The sequence below is a fragment of the Demequina salsinemoris genome (assembly GCF_000974805.1).
GTDB classification, from domain to species: Bacteria; Actinomycetota; Actinomycetes; order Actinomycetales; family Demequinaceae; genus Demequina; species Demequina salsinemoris.
This window is the reverse complement of sequence record NZ_BBQZ01000005.1, coordinates 99,674-114,946: the sequence shown is the minus strand read 5'-3', so window position 1 is coordinate 114,946 and position 15,273 is coordinate 99,674. Positions and strand designations below refer to the sequence as shown.

Sequence of the window (15,273 nt, the reverse complement as noted above, 5' to 3'; positions counted from 1 at the left end):
TCAGGAGTCGTCGCCGCCATCCTCGGGACCGAAGCGGCCCTCGATGATCTCCTTGCACGCGGGACACACGGGGAAGCGGTTCGGGTCGCGGCCGGGCACCCACACCTTGCCGCACAGCGCGATGACGGGCTCGCCGGTCATCGCGGACTCGAGGATCTTCTCCTTGCGCACGTAGTGCGAGAAGCGCTCGGCATCGCCGGGCTCGATGAGCTCCTTGACGTCCGTGCGCTCGATCGTGGCCGTGCCGCCCTGCGGCTGCTCGACGGGGATGTTCGGCTCGCTCATGGGGTCCATGGTAGTCGCCACCTGAGGGGCCGCCGCGGAGTGTCCTCCCTCCACGCCTCGCAGCCGCCGCGCTAGACGACAGCGCCGAGAAGCCGACCGGAGCGGGCGTCGTAGAGGCGGCCCGAGAGCCGCACGCCCAGCGCGACCCCGAGCACCGCGAGGGACAGACCGGTCACGGTCGCCACCCAGGCCCAAGCGGGGTGGACGACGAACGCGAGGACGAACGGCACCATCACGAGCGGCGCCGTCACGACCGACGCGAGGGAAGAGACGACCTGCGCGGCGAGCCCGGCGCCCACCGAGCCCACCTCGGCTCCGAAGGGGTTCGCGCCCGGCTGCGGGGCGCGATACGGCATCAACACGGACAGGACCGCCGACACCCCGATCGTCGTCCCGAGGACGCCGAGCGAGGCCGCGCTCAGCGCGACCGCCAGGTCCCACCGCCCGGCGACCTGGACCGCCGCGAGCGACGTGGCGACGACCACGGGTGCCGCCCACACGAGCATGGCCTCGACCCTGCCGCGCATGACCTCGCGCCCGATCCGCCCCGACACCACATCGAGCCAGAGCGCCGTCGAGTCGTAGGCGACATCGTTGTGGCGACCCCACCCGATCGACGTCGCCACGGTCGCGGGCATGACGAACGCCACCCATCCCGGGGTGCCGAGCGCGGGCAGCAGGATGCCGAACAGCAGCACGGGCCCGACGAGCGCCCCGGCGGCCGCGGCGAGGTACCGCGGATCGCTGGACCAGTAGCGCAGCGCGCGGCTGCGCACCGCGCGCACGATCGGGCTCGGGAGCGCTCTGGCAAGCCCCCTGGCGAGGGCGCCGAACGGCCCCTCGGCGGCCGCCTCGAGCCTGCGTCGGATCGCCGCCGCGACATCGGCGTGCGCGAGGACACGGTCGTCACGGCGCGTGACCCCCGCGGACCTCGCGGGCGGCGTGACGAGCACCCTGGCGACGCTGTCACGCCACACGAGCGCGAGCAGCAGGCACCACGCGGCGGTCAGTCCCAGACGCCACACCACGGGGAGCCAGTCGCCCCCGCTGGCGAACTCGGGCGCGGCGAGGCCGGCGGCGATGGGAGTCGTTCCGAGCGCGGTGATGAGCGTCGGCACGTCCTCCTCGAGCACGGCCTCGAGGCCCTTGCTGAGCAGTGCGCGGCCCGCGACCGCGACGATAGCGATCCCGGCGATCGACGTCACGGCGGCGGCCGCCCGCGAGCGCCGTCCCGCCAGCATCCGGCTCGCCCACGCGACGGCGACCCTCCCGGACAGCACCATCACCGCGACCGTGAGGGCCGCTCCGACGAGTCCGACCGCGAGCGCGGCGGCGTCGTCCCGCCACGACAGCGCGAGCAGGAGCATCGCGAGCAGGGTGAACAACGCAGGCACGGTGAGGAACGCGGCGATGCCCAGCCCCGGCATGATCCGACGCAGCGGAAGGCCGAGGGACGCGAAGCGAGAGGGGTCGAGAGTGTCGTCGAGACCCGTGACGAGCAGCGGCACGGCGGTCCAGCCGAGCATGAGCACCGAGCCACCCACGATCATCGCGTCGGCGCGCAGGTCCACGAGCTGGGCCCACAGCACCTGCTCGGCCCAGATCAGGCTCGGCACGAGGGACAGCGACCAGATCGCGCCCGCGACGACGACGAGGATCCTCCACCAGTCACGACGCAGCGAGTTGACGGTCGTGCGCCACCTGAGGCTCAGGACCGCCGCAACCACGACAGGTCCCTCTGGTCCTCGACGTCCCCGACGAGCTCGACGAAGCGGTCCTCGAGGTCGCGTCCCGCGCGCACCTCGTCGAGCGTGCCCTCGGCGAGCACGCGGCCGGATCCCACGATCGCTACCCGATCGCACAGCCGCTCGACGAGCGCCATGACGTGCGACGACATGATGACGGTGCCTCCGTCCTCGACGAACATGAGCAGGATGCGGCGGATCGCGCCAGCGCTCACGGGGTCGACGGCCTCGAAGGGCTCGTCGAGCACGAGCACGCGGGGCGCATGCACGAGCGCGCACGCGAGCGCGACCTTCTTCTTCATTCCCGCCGAGTAGTCGGTGACGAGGGTGCGCCCCGCAGACTCGAGGTCGAGCGCGGCGAGGAGGTCGTCGCGGCGGCGCCGCGCCTCGTCCGGCGTGAGCCCCCGCAGGAGGCCCGCATAGGAGATCAGCTCCGCGCCCGTGAGTCGGTCGAACGTGTGCAGGCCGTCGGGGAGGACCCCGAGCAGGGGCTTCGCCTCGTCGGGCCGCTCCCATAGATCGATTCCATGCACATGGACGATGCCGTGGTCGGGCGTGAGCAGGCCCGTCGCCATGGACAGGGTCGTGGTCTTGCCCGCGCCGTTGGGCCCGACCATCCCGTAGAACGATCCCTGCGGGATCTCCAGGTCGATGCCCGCGACCGCGACGGTCGCACCGAAGGACTTCTGCAGGCCGGTGAGGACGAGGGCTGGTTCCACGCGGTCAGATTAGTCCTGGCAGGTGCGCGGGAACAGGTGCTCGTGGGGTTCCCCACTCGCGCCTCACGCGGTCGCGACGAGGAACCCCGTGTAGGACAGCCACAGGGCGAACAGGACCCCTCCCTCGACGCGCGAGATGCTTCCGCGATGCCAGGGCCACAGCGCGAAGACGACGAGGAGGATCGTGAGGGACAGCACGAACGGCAGGTCGCGGCGCAGGATCTCCGGGTCGACCGTGGCCGGCGCGACGAGGCCGGCGACGGCGAGCACGCCCAGCGTGTTGAACAGATTCGAGCCGATGACGTTGCCGAGCGCGAGGTCGTTCTCGCCGCGCCGTACCGCGGCGAGCGCGGACGCGAGCTCGGGCGCCGACGTGCCGATCGCGACGACGGTGAGGCCGATGACCAGATCGGACCAGCCGAGCCTCTCCGCGATGTCCACCGCTCCCCACACGAGCACCCGCGACGAGAGCACGAGCAGCACGAGCCCGGTGATGAGCGAGAGCCACGCGCGCGGCCGCGTCATCGCGGCGGACTCCTCGACCTCCCGTGCGAGCTCGTCGGAGGGGTTGCGTCGGCCGACCACGATCGCCCACGCGATCTGGGCGAGCAGGATCGCCCCGAGCACCGCGGCGTCCACGCGCGACAGCGCGCCGTCCGCCATGAGGAGCCACGCGACCACGGTCACGACGATGAGCACGGGAAGCTCGCGGCGGAGCACGCCTCGATGCACGGCGATCGGGATCACCATCGCCGTGATGCCGAGGATCAGCCCGATGTTGGCGACGTTCGAGCCGAAGGCGTTGCCGATCGCGAGCTCGGGATTGCCTCCCGCCGCGGCGAACGCTGAGACGACGAGCTCCGGCGCCGACGTGCCGAAGCCGATCACGAGCATGCCCACGAGCAGCGGGGCCATGCCCGCGTAGCGCGCGACCGCCGACGCGCCGGCCACGAAGTGGTCGGCGCTCCACGCGAGGGCCGCGAGGCCGACCAAGGTCGCGGCGACGGCGATGAGCATGCGGCGAGCCTATCGCCGCGGGTCCGATGCATCCGGGGGAGGCGACGCGAGGCGTCTCCCTGCCTGTCCGGAATGCTCACCTCCGACGCGCGCCGGCCGAAAGGGGAATCGGAGGTCCATGCAGACATGACGACAGAACCGACGATCGAGCCGCTGGTCGAGCTCTGCCTGATCGTGCCCGCGGACACGCCGTGCGACGAGGTCGCCGCCCACATCTTCAGCCGCGGGAGCCGCCACAACCTGCTCGTCGAGCGCGAGGACGGCCAGATCGGCGTCATCGGCCGCGAGCGGTTCCTGCGCAGCATGGCCGGCTCGTACGGATACAACCGCTCGCTCCTCGGAGGCACCGGCGTCGGAGAGCTCGCCGTGTGGGGCCTGCCGCTCCTGAGCCGGCTGACGCCGCTCGCGACCGCGGCCTCCCACATGATGGGCACGGACCGCGCCGACGACTTCCCCGACCTTCCCGTGGTGGATGCGCTGGGCAAGCCGTACGGCGTCATCCGCCCCGTGCGGGTGATGCGGGCCCTCGCCGATCATGCCGGGCGGCGCGCGGAGATCGACGGCATGACCGGCCTGGCCACGCGTGAGCGGCTGATGGCGGTGCTCGAGGACGCCCTCGCGATGCTCGAGGGCGAGGACTCCCGCGTCCTGGTCGCCTACCTCGACCTCGATCGCCTCAAGGTGGTCAACGACACCCTCGGCCACAACCTGGGGGATGCCCTGCTGCGGTCCGCCTCGCGACGCATGCTCATCGCCGCCGCGGGCGCGGACGTCGTCGGGCGTCTCGGAGGGGACGAGTTCGCCGTGGTCAGCCGCATCAGGCTTCCCTCCACGGTCACCGCGGAGGACGCGGCGCTCGCCTTCGGGGAGCGGCTCCGCGTGGCCCTCGCCCAGCCCGACCCTGACCTTCCCGACGCCGCCCAAGCCCACGCCAGCATCGGCGTCGCAGTAGCCGACAGCCCCGACGCGGACCCGGAGGAGCTGCTGCAGCTCGCCGACGCCGCGATGTACTCCGCCAAGCTCTCGGGCGGCGACAAGGTGCAGTACGGCCGCCGCACCCCGCAGGGCGTCGACCAGATCCTCACCGAAGCGCTGCACCTCATGTACCAGCCGATCATCGACACGGTCACGGGAGTTCCCACCGCGGTGGAGGCGCTGCTGCGCGTCCACGGCGGGGTGGACGACGAGCGCTTCCCCGCCGACATCAAGCTCCGCGCCGCCCGGCTCGGCGCGACGCTCGAGCTGGACCGCTGGGTGCTCGGACGCGCCTGCAAGGCCCTGCGTCACTGGGAGGCGGACGGCTTCAAGCCCGCCGCCGACATCAGCATGCACGTCAACCTCTCCGCTGAGTCGCTCGTCATCCCTGGACTCGCCGACGCGCTGCTGTCCACGATCACGAGCGCGGGCGTCGCGCCCCGACGCATCGTCCTCGAGCTGTCGGAGCTCTCACGCCTGGGCGACCTCACCGCCGCGCGGACCGAGCTCGCAGCCCTGGATGCGGCGGGGGTTCGCCTCGCGCTCGACGACGTCGGCGTGTCCCTCGAGACCCTCCGCTTCCTCCAGCAGCCGCTGCCCTTCAGCGTGATCAAGGTCGACCGCACGATCGTGCACGGCGCCGGACGCGGCAGCTCCGTGGACGCCGAGGTGCTCGCCGTGATCTCCCGTATCGCGGAGGAGCTCGACGTCGCGGTGATCGCCGAGGGCATCGAGACGGAGCACGAGTACGCCGCCGTCCGAGAGGCCGGCATCGGACTCCAGCAGGGCTTCCTGCACTACCGGCCGATGTCGGAGCCGCTGCTGCGCGCCCGGGTCGCGGCGGCGACCACGCCCCCATTGCGCACTCGCGTCTACTGATCCGAGCCCGCTCGGAAGGCCCTCTCCTCGGCCCTGCACTCCTGGCAGACACACGATCGCAGCAAGATCGGTGACACGTAACCTACGGTGGCGTAGGGTTGCGGCATCCGCACCACGGACGCATCCTCGCGCCCAGTCTTCGGCTGAGAAGTCGAGATTCCCCTCGACCCCTGGAGACCCATGGCCGCGCCGCAGTCGACGCCTCCTGTCAACCATGTCACGCGCTCCTTCACGGAGCTCGCCGCCACCGTCAGGGAGATGGGCCTGCTGCGCCGGGCACCCGTCTTCTACGCCGTCTACGGGCTCGTCCTCGCGCTCGCCTTGGGAGGCCTCATCGCGGGTTTCATCCTGCTCGGGGACTCGTGGTTCCAGCTCCTCATCGCGGCGGGCCTCGGCATCGTCCTGACGCAGGTCGCCTTCCTCGGCCACGAGGCCTCGCACCGCGCGGTGCTCCGCACCGGCCCCGCGAACGATCGCCTCGGACGCGCGCTCAGCACCATCGTCGTCGGGATCAGCCACCAGTGGTGGATGACGAAGCACACCCGCCACCACGCGAACCCGAACAAGCGAGGCGCCGACCCCGACATCGAGCGGGACACGATCTCGTTCGTCGCCGAGGACGCCGCCCAGGCCCGCGGCCCGCTCCGATGGATCACGGCACGCCAGGGCTGGCTGTTCTTCCCGCTGCTCACGCTCGAGGGGCTGAACCTCCACTACCGCTCGGTCACCTCGCTGATCACGCAGGGCAGCCGACGTCAGCGGTGGACCGAGCTGCCGTCGATCGCCCTGCACTTCGCGCTCTACCTCGTGCCGGTCTTCGCGTTCCTCCCGCTCGGGATGGCGTTCGCGTTCGTCGGCGTGCAGATGGCCGTGTTCGGCGTCTACATGGGCGCGTCCTTCGCGCCGAACCACAAGGGCATGGCCCTCGTGCCCGCCGACGCCCGGCTCGACTTCCTCTCCAAGCAGGTGCTCACGAGCCGCAACATCCGCGGCGGCTGGGCCATGAACATCCTCATGGGCGGGCTCAACTACCAGATCGAGCACCACCTGTTCCCGAACATGGCGCGTCCGCACCTCGCGCGGGCGCGCGAGATCGTCCGCGAGCACTGCGCGTCGCTCGAGATGCCCTACACGGAGACGAACCTGATCGAGTCATACGGCATCGTGATCGCTTACCTCAACCGCGTGGGGCTCGCGGCCCGCGACCCGTTCGACTGCCCCGAGCGCGTCGCGATGGGGCGCTGACCACCGCATCGTCCCTGCCACCGCATCGTCCCGGTGCGCTCAGTCCCGGCGCCCGCATCGTCCCTGCCCCCGACGCACTGCGGCCCCCGCCCTCCCAAGGAGGACGGGGGCCGCTGCGCGTATCAGGTGTTACGCCACCGAGGCGGGGACGACGAGGCCGTTGTAGGTCTCCTCGATCCACTGCTGGGTCTCCTCCGACGTGAGCGCGGCGTAGAACGCGGCGACACGCTCGTCGTCGGCGAGCTCGGCGCGCGTCGCGAGGATGTTGAAGTACGGCGAGTCCTCACCCTCGGCGACGAGCTGAAGGTCGCTCGACAGGCCAGCCGCCGACGCGAACGAGAAGTTCACGATCGCGGCGTCCTGGTCGTCGAGCGCAGCCGGCAGGCTCGCCGCGTCGATCTCGAGGAACTCGTAGCCGTTCGGGTTGTCGGTGATGTCAGCGACCGTCGAGGCATCGTCCGCGACCGTGATCAGGCCGGCGTCCTGCAGGAGCAGGAGCGCGCGCGACTCGTTCGAGGCGTCGTTCGGGAGCGCGATCGAGGCGCCCTCGGGCAGGTCCTCGAGCGCGTCGACGGTCTTCGAGTACAGGGCCAGCGGCGGCAGGTAGACCTCGCCGACGCTGATCAGGTCGTCGCCCGCCTCCTCGTTGTAGAGGTCGAGGAACGGCTTGTGCTGGAAGAGGTTGACGTCGGTCGACCCCTCCGACAGCGCCGGGTTCGGGGTGTTGTAGTCCGAGAACTCGGTGACCTGGATGTCCAGGCCCGCGGCCTCGGCCTGACCCGAGTCGATGACGTACTGGATGATCTCGCCGGCTGGGACGGCGGTCGCGCCGACCGTGAGGGTCTGGAGCTCGACCGCGGCGTCGCCCGAGGCCGACGCGTCGGTGTCCGTGTCGGACGAGCCCGAGCACGCGGCGAGGGTCAGGGCCGCGGTCGCGGCGAGGGCGGTGGTGAGGATGTGCTTGCGCATGGGTCTGTCTGCTTTCGTGAAAGGTGTGATGGTGCCGCGGGTGCGGCATGGGGAAGGCTGCGGGTCCGGAGCGTCGGACCCGAGGAGGTCAGACGCCCTGGGCGGGCGGCACCGCGGCGGCAGAGCGCGCGGAAGGGGTGCCGCCCCGGCGCATTCGCATGGACATCCAGCCGCCGAGGCCCTGGATGCAGGCGACGATGGCGACGAGGACGATGATGACGACGACGATGTACTCGGTCGAGTAGCGCTGGTAGCCGTAGCGCACGGCGACGTCACCGAGACCGCCGCCACCGATGGTGCCGACGATCGCGGAGTAGTTGACGACCGAGACGGCCGTGGTCGTGAAGCCCAGGATCAGCCCGGGCAGCGCCTCAGGCAGCAGCACCTTGATGACCAGGTGCCAGCGGCTCGCGCCGAGCGACGTGCCGGCCTCGAGGAGCCCGTCGGGGACCTCGCGCAGCGACATCTCGACGATGCGGGAGAAGAACGGCACGGCGGCGACGGTGAGCGGCACGATCGCGGCGGTCACGCCGAACGCGGTGCCGAGGATCAGCCTGGTGAACGGGATGAGGGCGATCATCAGGATGAGGAACGGGATGGACCGGCCCAGGTTCACGATCAGCTGGAGCACGACGTTCAGGGTCCTGCCGAGCGCGCGTGAGCCGAAGGGGGCCTCAAGCATCCCGCCCTTGTCGGTGACGACAAGCAGCACGCCGATGATCGTGCCGAGGATCGCCGTGAGGAGCAACGTCCATCCCACCTGGTAGAGCGTCTCTCCAGTGGCCTGCCAGACGGTCGCGAAGAGGTCGGGCCAGAAGTCGGGATCGGTGTTGTCGATCATCGCGCGTCCCTCACCCGGTCCACCGTGAGGCCCTGACCCTGGAGGTCGGCGACGGCGGCATCCACCTGGACCGCGTCACCGGAGAGCTCCAGACGGGTGCGGCCCGTCTGCTTGCCGTGGATCGTCTCGATCGCCGCGCCGAGCAGGCTCACGTCGAGCTCGTGCGTGCGCGCGAGGCGCGAGATGACGGGCTCCTCCGACGCGAGACCGACGAAGGTGATCTCGATGATCGTCGTCCCGCGGGGCTCGGGCAGCTCGCCGAGCGGGAACAGGTCGCGCGACATCTGCGAGTCGGTGCGCACGACGATGTCGTCGAGGCGTCCCTGCTCGATGATCCGGCCCTCGCGCATGAGCGCGGCGGAGTCGCACAGCGCCTTGACGACGTCCATCTCGTGCGTGATGAGCAGGATCGTGAGGCCGAGCTCCTTGTTGAGGTCGCGCAGCAGCTCGAGGATCGAGGCGGTGGTCTCTGGGTCGAGCGCGCTCGTGGCCTCGTCCGAGAGCAGCACCTGAGGGTCTGCCGCGAGCGCGCGAGCGATGCCGACGCGCTGCTTCTGACCGCCCGAGAGCTCGAAGACCCTCGCGCCGGCCCTGTCGGTGAGCCCGACGAGCTCGAGGATCTCGCCGCTGCGCGCCCGGCGGGCCGCGCGGTCGAGACCCGCGATCTCGAGCGCGAGCTCGACGTTGCCGCGCACGGTGCGGGACTCGAGCAGGTTGAACTGCTGGAAGATCATGCCGATGCGCTGGCGGGCGCGGCGCAGGTCGGCGCCGTCGAGCCCGGTGAGCTCGCGCCCGCCGACTGTGACCGTGCCCGAGTCGGGACGTTCGAGCATGTTGACGGTGCGGATCAGGGTCGACTTGCCCGCGCCCGAGCGTCCGATCACTCCGTAGATCTCACCCGGCTCCACGTGGAGGCTCACGTCGTCGAGCGCGCGCACCGGCCCGGAGCGGGCGGCGAAGGTCTTGGAGACCTGCTCGAGCGTGATCATGGGTTCCTCGGGGTGCGCGGGACGGCTGCGCACAGCATCGAGCGCTCGGATGTTGCGAGCAGGTTACCGAGTGTCGAGATGACTTGTCCACGATGCGATACCTGCCGGGGCATCAGATGTGACCAGGAACACGCCACCCGGCCCCGACTGGCCCCTGCAAGCCTGCCGCGGACACTTTCTGACACATCCCGACGGTGCGCTGCGGCGTGTCACCCGCGACACGCTGTCTGCGCCAAGCGCGCCGTGTCAGAAGGTGTCCGTCCGCGCACGGCTCGCAGCCGATGAGACCACGGAAGGGCCGGCTCCGGCGCGAAACCGGCGCGCAACACCGCGCGGACTAGGTTCGAGACATCCACACGCACCACCGCGGAGGCGACCCATGACCGACATCGACGAGACCTACGCGTCCCTCCGCGACGCCTACGCCGAACGCCGGCCCGCCTCCCGCGCGGCCTACGCGCGCGCCCGCCGCTGGCTGCCCGGCGGCGAGACCAGGTCGGTCACGCACTACGGCCCGTTCCCCGCGGCGATCCTGCGCGGCCACGCCGCGACCCTGACCGACGCGGACGGGATCGAGTACCTGGATCTCGTGAACAACTACACGTCGCTCGTGCACGGCAACGCGCACCCGCGGATCGTCGAGGCGGTCCAGTCGGCCGTCGCCGAAGGCAGCGCCTTCGCGGCCGTGCACCCCACGCAGCTCGATCTCGCGGAGGAGATCGCGGAGCGCGTCGAGTCGATCGAGCTGGTGCGCTTCACGAACTCCGGCTCGGAGGCGTCTGCGCTCGCGGCGCGCATCGCACGCCAGGCCACCGGTCGTCGCGCCCTGATCGTCGCGTCCGAGGGCTATCACGGAGGCGTCCCGCCGTTCTCAGACGCCGACGAGCCCGACGTCATCCGGGTCCCGTTCGGGGACGATGCAGCGCTCGCCGAGGCGCTCACGACCGACGTCGCAGCGGTGTTCCTCGAGCCGTTCCTGGGCGCGGGCGGCGTGATCCCTGCGCCCGACGGCTACCTGGCTGCGGCTCAGCTCGCCGCGCACCGGGTCGGCGCGCTGTTCGTGCTCGACGAGGTGCAGGCGCTGCGCAACCACCCGCACGGCACCCAGGCCGCGCTCGGCCTCTCCCCCGACCTCACCCTGATGGCGAAGATCATCGGCGGCGGGCTCGCGATCGGCGCGGTCGGCGGCCGCGCCGGGCTCATGGAGCTCACGGCGGCCACCCGTCCGGGCCACCTGAGCCACGCGGGCACGTTCAACGGGCACGTCGCCGCGGCGGCCGCGGGCCTCGCGTCGCTGCGGATGCTCGACGCGCAGGCGATCGCCCTGCTCAACGGCCGGGCGGAGGCGCTGGCGGACGCGGTGGCGGCCGAGGCCACGACGGCAGGGGCGGACGCCGTGATGACCCGCGCGGGCTCGATCCTCAACCTGCACCCCGTGGTCGACGGCGCGACCGTGACGGATGCAGGCGCGCATGCTGCATGGCGCGGCGCTCTCCATCTGGCGCTCATGGGCTCAGGCGTCTACACGACGCCGCGCGGCATGATCAACCTGTCGACGGCGCTCACCGACGCGGACATGGCCCGCGTGGTCGAGGCGTATGGGGAGGCGCTGGCCAAGGTCGGCCCGGCGGCCTGACGCGGATGACGCTGCGGGCGACCCCTGCGTCGTCCCTGGGAGACGAGGCGGCCGAGGAGTCCTACTCCTCGACGCCGACCTCCTTGGCGTTGGTGCGCCAGTCGTCGCCAGCGTCGGAGGCGGGCTCCTGCCCGCGGCCGACCTTGCCCGCGACGTAGGCGTACGCGACGCCCACGACGAGCCCTCCGCCGACCAGGTTGCCCAGGCCGACGAACACCATGTTGGTCGCGAAGTCGCCGAGGGTCACGTCCAGGCCGCCCTGGCCCATGAGGCCGAGCGCGAAGGTGGTCATGTTGGCGACGACGTGCTCGAAGCCCGAGGCGATGAACGCGAGCACGCCCCAGAAGATGATGACGGCCTTGCCGATCTCGGTCTTGAGGCGGGCGGCGGCCCAGATGGCCATGCAGACGAGGACGTTGCACATGACGCCGCGGAAGAACAGCTCGGCGGGCGTGTGCTCGATCTTGCCTTCCAGGTAGGAGGCGTAGAACTCCCCTGCGGCTCCCTCGTTGAGGATGCCCGTCTGCATGATGATCCAGGCGAACACGAACGCGCCGACCATGTTGGAGAAGAAGACGCCCAGGAGCACGCCCGCTGCGCGCAGCCAGGTGATGGCCTTCCGGATCGCGCCGAGCGGCAGGATCATCATCGCGGAGGTCGCGAGCTCGGAGCCCGCGAAGACGACGATGGTCAGCGCGGCGGCGAAGACGGTGCCCGCGACGAGCTTGCCCGCCGGGTCGTCGGCGACGATGAACGGGCCGGCGGCCGACCACATGAGGACGTCGCCCACGCCGATCCACATGCCGGCGAGCATGCCGGACACCAGGAGGCGGGTGGGGGTCTTCGCGAGCTCGGACTTGTGCTCGGCGGCGTGGGCGTGGACCTCGACGGTCTCTTCAAGGGATAGCACTCTTCGACTGTAGGGGTCGTGTCATCGGCTTGCGAGGCCCAAGGTCCCAGCATCCGGCACGCCGTGTCCAGGAATCGAATCGGTGCTCGGCGCGTCTGAGAAGACATGGACCACAGCACAGACGTCTCGCGAGCGCTCACGGTTCTCGAGGGGCGCAGGATCGGCGTGCTGACGGGTGCCGGCATGTCGACCGACTCGGGGATCCCCGACTACCGCGGCGCGGGCTCCCCTCGCCGCACGCCCATGACCGTGCACGACTTCGTGGGCGACGAGGCGAAGCGACGCCGGTACTGGGTCGGCTCGCACCTCGGCTGGAAGACGTTCACGGGCACCCGCCCCAACGCGGGCCACGAGGCGCTCGCCGCCCTCGAGCGCGCGGGCACGCTCACCGGCCTCGTGACGCAGAACGTGGACGGCCTGCATCTGCGCGCAGGCTCGCGGCGCGTGGTCGAGCTGCACGGCGACATGCGGGGCGTCACGTGCCTGGCCTGCGGCGCGCGGTTCTCGCGCAGCGAGGTGGCGGACCGGCTCGAGCGGGACAATCCCGTGCTCTCGACGCCCGATGCGGTCGAGCTCGGCCCCGACGGCGACGTGCTGCCGAGCTCGTGGGAGGGCATCACGGTGCCTGACTGCACCGCGTGCGGGGGCGTCCTCAAGCCCGATGTGGTCTTCTTCGGCGAGCTCGTCCCCGCGGCACGCACCCGGGCCGCGGAGGAGATCATCGACGAGGCTGAGGCGATGCTCGTCGCGGGCTCGTCCCTCGCCGTCAACTCCGGGGTCCGCCTCGTGGAGCGCGCCTCCAGGCGAGGCGTGCCGATCGTGATCATCAACCGGGGCGCGACCAAGGGCGACAGGCGCGCGGACGTCAAGATCGATGCCGGGACGAGCGAGACGCTCGACGCGTTTGCGCGGGCGCTGACGCGGTGACGCGCTGACGCGGTGACGCGCGGACCCGGTGACGCGCATCGTCCAGGCATGACGAAGGCCGCCCACCCGTGACGGGTGCGGCGGCCTTCGGCCTGCAACAACAGGGATGAGTGGAGATGGCGGGATTATCCACCACACCTAGGTTTACCAGGAATGACACACATCTGAGTCAGTCAATTCCTACTGGGTTCCAGAAAAGGATGTGCCCCAGCGCCGCTGCAACGGCCTGGGGCATGGCCAGGATGGACCTCCTGACATGCGTAATCGTACGCACAGCGCTCGCCGCTCAAGCAAGGGCTCACCTCAGAAGCGCGCCAAGCGCACCCCGGACGCCTCCTGGCACTCCCGCTATCTGATCGACGCGCTCTCACGAGTCGGGTGGGGCGCCGTCGCCCCGCGGGAAGCGCGCACCGGCGCCGGGGTCGATGTGCTCGACGCACTCGTGACCGTCATGCAGGGCTCAGGGTGGTCGGAGGAGGTCACGGTGTCGCACGCGCGGCTCGCCGAGGTGCGCGGGCGCAGCGTCCGCCACATCCGTCGCGGCTTGCGGCTGCTCGAAGGCCTCGGAGTCCTCGACGTACTGGTGACCGGCAACCTCAAGGGCGGCCGCGTCACGGTGTCGAGGTACCGGATCAACCGCCATACGCTCCTGGAGCTGTATCGCGAGGCCGTCGAGCCCTGGAAGGCCCGCGTCGAGGAAGCCAAGCAGGCGACGAGGGAAGCCGCGCACCGCATCCTCCACGGAAAGACCCAGGTGCGCCCTATGGCCAGGGAGACCGCTCCCCCTCCCCACAAGGGGGTTGGATCGTCCCTGGCGGGCTCGAACGGGGCCCCGCCTAGGCGGGCACCACGTCCTGTGAAGTACGTTGATCGCGCCACGGCGGAACGTCAGCGACGCGAGAACCCGTCAGCGGGGCTCCAAGCAGCACTGAGCGCAGTCCGCATGGCAAGGAAGGCCCGCTAGCCACCGTGAGCGGCGATACGGTCGATTCCATCGAGCACCTAGGGCTGTTTCTTTCGCAGGCGCTGTTCACGCTCTTCGTTGCGAAGCGCCTCTCGGGCGTCCTGCTCGCCAGATGCGCGGGCTGCAACCATTGCAGGCGTCTCGATATCGGCGAACTCAAGGTGCCTCAGCACCCGCGCAGCCTCACGCGTCTGAGAGGTCGCGTGGTTGACCAGGAGAGCCCCTGGCAACAATCCGAGTGCGAGCACCCATGGGGCTTGGGCGATGTACGCAACTTGGGCAACAAGCACAGCAAGCGGAACCGCAATCGCCAAGCGAAGCTCGACTTCCGCTCTCTCCCGGTCAAGCTCGAGGTAGATGCGCTTGTCCTTCACGCGAAGGAGATCGAGCGGGTCCACTTCCAGCTCTGCCCTGAGGCGCGCTACATGCTCAGCCTCACGACCATTGAACACGTTGAACATCTCGAGAGGCGCAGAATCCTTCAGCACTCTGTTTGCTCCGGCATTGTACGAACTAGCGATCACGCGAGTCACTGCCTCATCAGTAAGCAGAGCGTCAGCGCGCCCCCACCGCCGGATATTGGCCTCGTTGCGGCGGATTCGCCAAGTGCGCGGCCAGAAGCCATGAAGGGCTTCACTGTCGGCCTCACGGTTGCGAATCTGGTCCTCAACCCTGGCAAGCGCGCCTTCATAGCTGGCGACCTGCCTGCTGATTCCCTTGAGCTGCTGCTCGAGGTGCCTCGATTCCATGTCATCAAGCGCTGTCGCGTCCTCGTGCGCCCGAAGGGCCTCGTCCAACTTTGCCCTCGTGCCCTCACGTTGCGCGTACAACCCTTTCAGCTGCCGGTCGGTCTGCCGGACCGCGGAACGCAGATATTTGCGCCAAGCGTTGTACTCGATCACATTTCGAGCTCCCACTTGAACTGACCGAGATATGCCGTTCGCAACCGGCACCGTTGCCGCGCCAAGAACAAAGCCAACAACGACCAATAGTGCGACCACATAGGCAGGTCCCAGGTAGTCGACCATCGCGTAGAACTGACCCACTAGCCCAACAGCCGAGTCCGGCGACGGAAGACTCGTGCCCAGCGCGACCCAGCCGACCACAAGCCACAAGGCACCACCGAGGACTGGCGCCCGTACGCTCCTGAGCCCCGGCATTGCACTACTCAA

General features: G+C 70.3%; 14 protein-coding genes. 5 read left to right on the top strand and 9 right to left on the bottom strand.

Going from position 1 to position 15,273, the window contains the following annotated elements:
* The 4 genes from AOP78_RS10640 to AOP78_RS10625 all read right to left on the bottom strand — a co-directional run bounded on the left by AOP78_RS10640 (position 1) and on the right by AOP78_RS10625 (position 3,766).
* Complete coding sequence (locus AOP78_RS10640; RefSeq protein WP_439645040.1) at positions 1 to 294, bottom strand: DUF3039 domain-containing protein; 294 nt, start codon at positions 292 to 294, stop codon at positions 1 to 3.
* Between the two features lie 62 nt (positions 295 to 356).
* Positions 357 to 2,012: a hypothetical protein gene (locus AOP78_RS10635; protein ID WP_062204202.1), complete on the bottom strand. Its 1,656-nt coding sequence runs from the start codon at positions 2,010 to 2,012 to the stop codon at positions 357 to 359.
* On the bottom strand, positions 1,994 to 2,749 hold the full coding sequence (locus tag AOP78_RS10630) for an ABC transporter ATP-binding protein (RefSeq protein ID WP_062204198.1): 756 nt from the start codon (positions 2,747 to 2,749) through the stop codon (positions 1,994 to 1,996). Before AOP78_RS10630 ends, AOP78_RS10635 begins: the two co-directional genes overlap by 19 nt.
* 63 nt (positions 2,750 to 2,812) lie before the next feature.
* Positions 2,813 to 3,766, bottom strand: coding sequence for a calcium/sodium antiporter (locus AOP78_RS10625; protein WP_062204195.1), 954 nt, complete (start codon positions 3,764 to 3,766; stop codon positions 2,813 to 2,815).
* A gap of 126 nt (positions 3,767 to 3,892) precedes the next feature.
* On the opposite strand from AOP78_RS10625, the gene AOP78_RS10620 reads away from it, so the two are divergent.
* A complete protein-coding gene (locus tag AOP78_RS10620) occupies positions 3,893 to 5,620 on the top strand; it encodes an EAL domain-containing protein (protein ID WP_062204192.1) in 1,728 nt (575 codons plus the stop codon).
* A 180-nt stretch (positions 5,621 to 5,800) separates the two neighbouring features.
* A complete protein-coding gene (locus AOP78_RS10615; protein ID WP_062204189.1) occupies positions 5,801 to 6,865 on the top strand; it encodes a fatty acid desaturase family protein in 1,065 nt (354 codons plus the stop codon).
* Positions 6,866 to 6,994: 129 nt separating this feature from the next.
* Here the strand turns inward: AOP78_RS10615 and AOP78_RS10610 are convergent, their stop codons facing one another.
* The 3 genes from AOP78_RS10610 to AOP78_RS10600 form a co-directional block, all read right to left on the bottom strand.
* The gene (locus AOP78_RS10610) at positions 6,995 to 7,834 is read right to left on the bottom strand and encodes a MetQ/NlpA family ABC transporter substrate-binding protein (protein WP_062204186.1); all 840 of its coding nucleotides are present in this window, start codon (positions 7,832 to 7,834) and stop codon (positions 6,995 to 6,997) included.
* Between the two features lie 88 nt (positions 7,835 to 7,922).
* The gene (locus AOP78_RS10605; RefSeq protein WP_062204183.1) at positions 7,923 to 8,675 is read right to left on the bottom strand and encodes a methionine ABC transporter permease; all 753 of its coding nucleotides are present in this window, start codon (positions 8,673 to 8,675) and stop codon (positions 7,923 to 7,925) included.
* Positions 8,672 to 9,664 (bottom strand): methionine ABC transporter ATP-binding protein, encoded by a 993-nt coding sequence (locus AOP78_RS10600; RefSeq protein WP_062204179.1) that lies wholly within the window; start codon positions 9,662 to 9,664, stop codon positions 8,672 to 8,674. Before AOP78_RS10600 ends, AOP78_RS10605 begins: the two co-directional genes overlap by 4 nt.
* A 379-nt stretch (positions 9,665 to 10,043) precedes the next feature.
* On the opposite strand from AOP78_RS10600, the gene AOP78_RS10595 reads away from it, so the two are divergent.
* Positions 10,044 to 11,300, top strand: coding sequence for an aminotransferase class III-fold pyridoxal phosphate-dependent enzyme (locus tag AOP78_RS10595; protein ID WP_062204175.1), 1,257 nt, complete (start codon positions 10,044 to 10,046; stop codon positions 11,298 to 11,300).
* Between the two features lie 61 nt (positions 11,301 to 11,361).
* On the opposite strand, the gene AOP78_RS10590 is transcribed toward AOP78_RS10595, so the two are convergent.
* Positions 11,362 to 12,210: a formate/nitrite transporter family protein gene (locus AOP78_RS10590; RefSeq protein ID WP_083980037.1), complete on the bottom strand. Its 849-nt coding sequence runs from the start codon at positions 12,208 to 12,210 to the stop codon at positions 11,362 to 11,364.
* Between the two features lie 105 nt (positions 12,211 to 12,315).
* Between AOP78_RS10590 and AOP78_RS10585 the strand changes: the two genes are divergently transcribed.
* Together AOP78_RS10585 and AOP78_RS10580 are read left to right on the top strand one after the other, a co-directional pair.
* On the top strand, positions 12,316 to 13,137 hold the full coding sequence (locus AOP78_RS10585; RefSeq protein ID WP_062204172.1) for a Sir2 family NAD-dependent protein deacetylase: 822 nt from the start codon (positions 12,316 to 12,318) through the stop codon (positions 13,135 to 13,137).
* A 256-nt stretch (positions 13,138 to 13,393) separates the two neighbouring features.
* Positions 13,394 to 14,101, top strand: a complete 708-nt coding sequence (locus tag AOP78_RS10580) for a hypothetical protein (protein WP_152659514.1) — start codon at positions 13,394 to 13,396, stop codon at positions 14,099 to 14,101.
* Positions 14,102 to 14,139: 38 nt separating this feature from the next.
* On the opposite strand, the gene AOP78_RS10575 is transcribed toward AOP78_RS10580, so the two are convergent.
* Entirely contained in the window at positions 14,140 to 15,003 is an 864-nt protein-coding gene (locus tag AOP78_RS10575) for a hypothetical protein (protein ID WP_062204165.1), read from the bottom strand.
* Between the last annotated feature and the right edge of the window lie 270 nt (positions 15,004 to 15,273).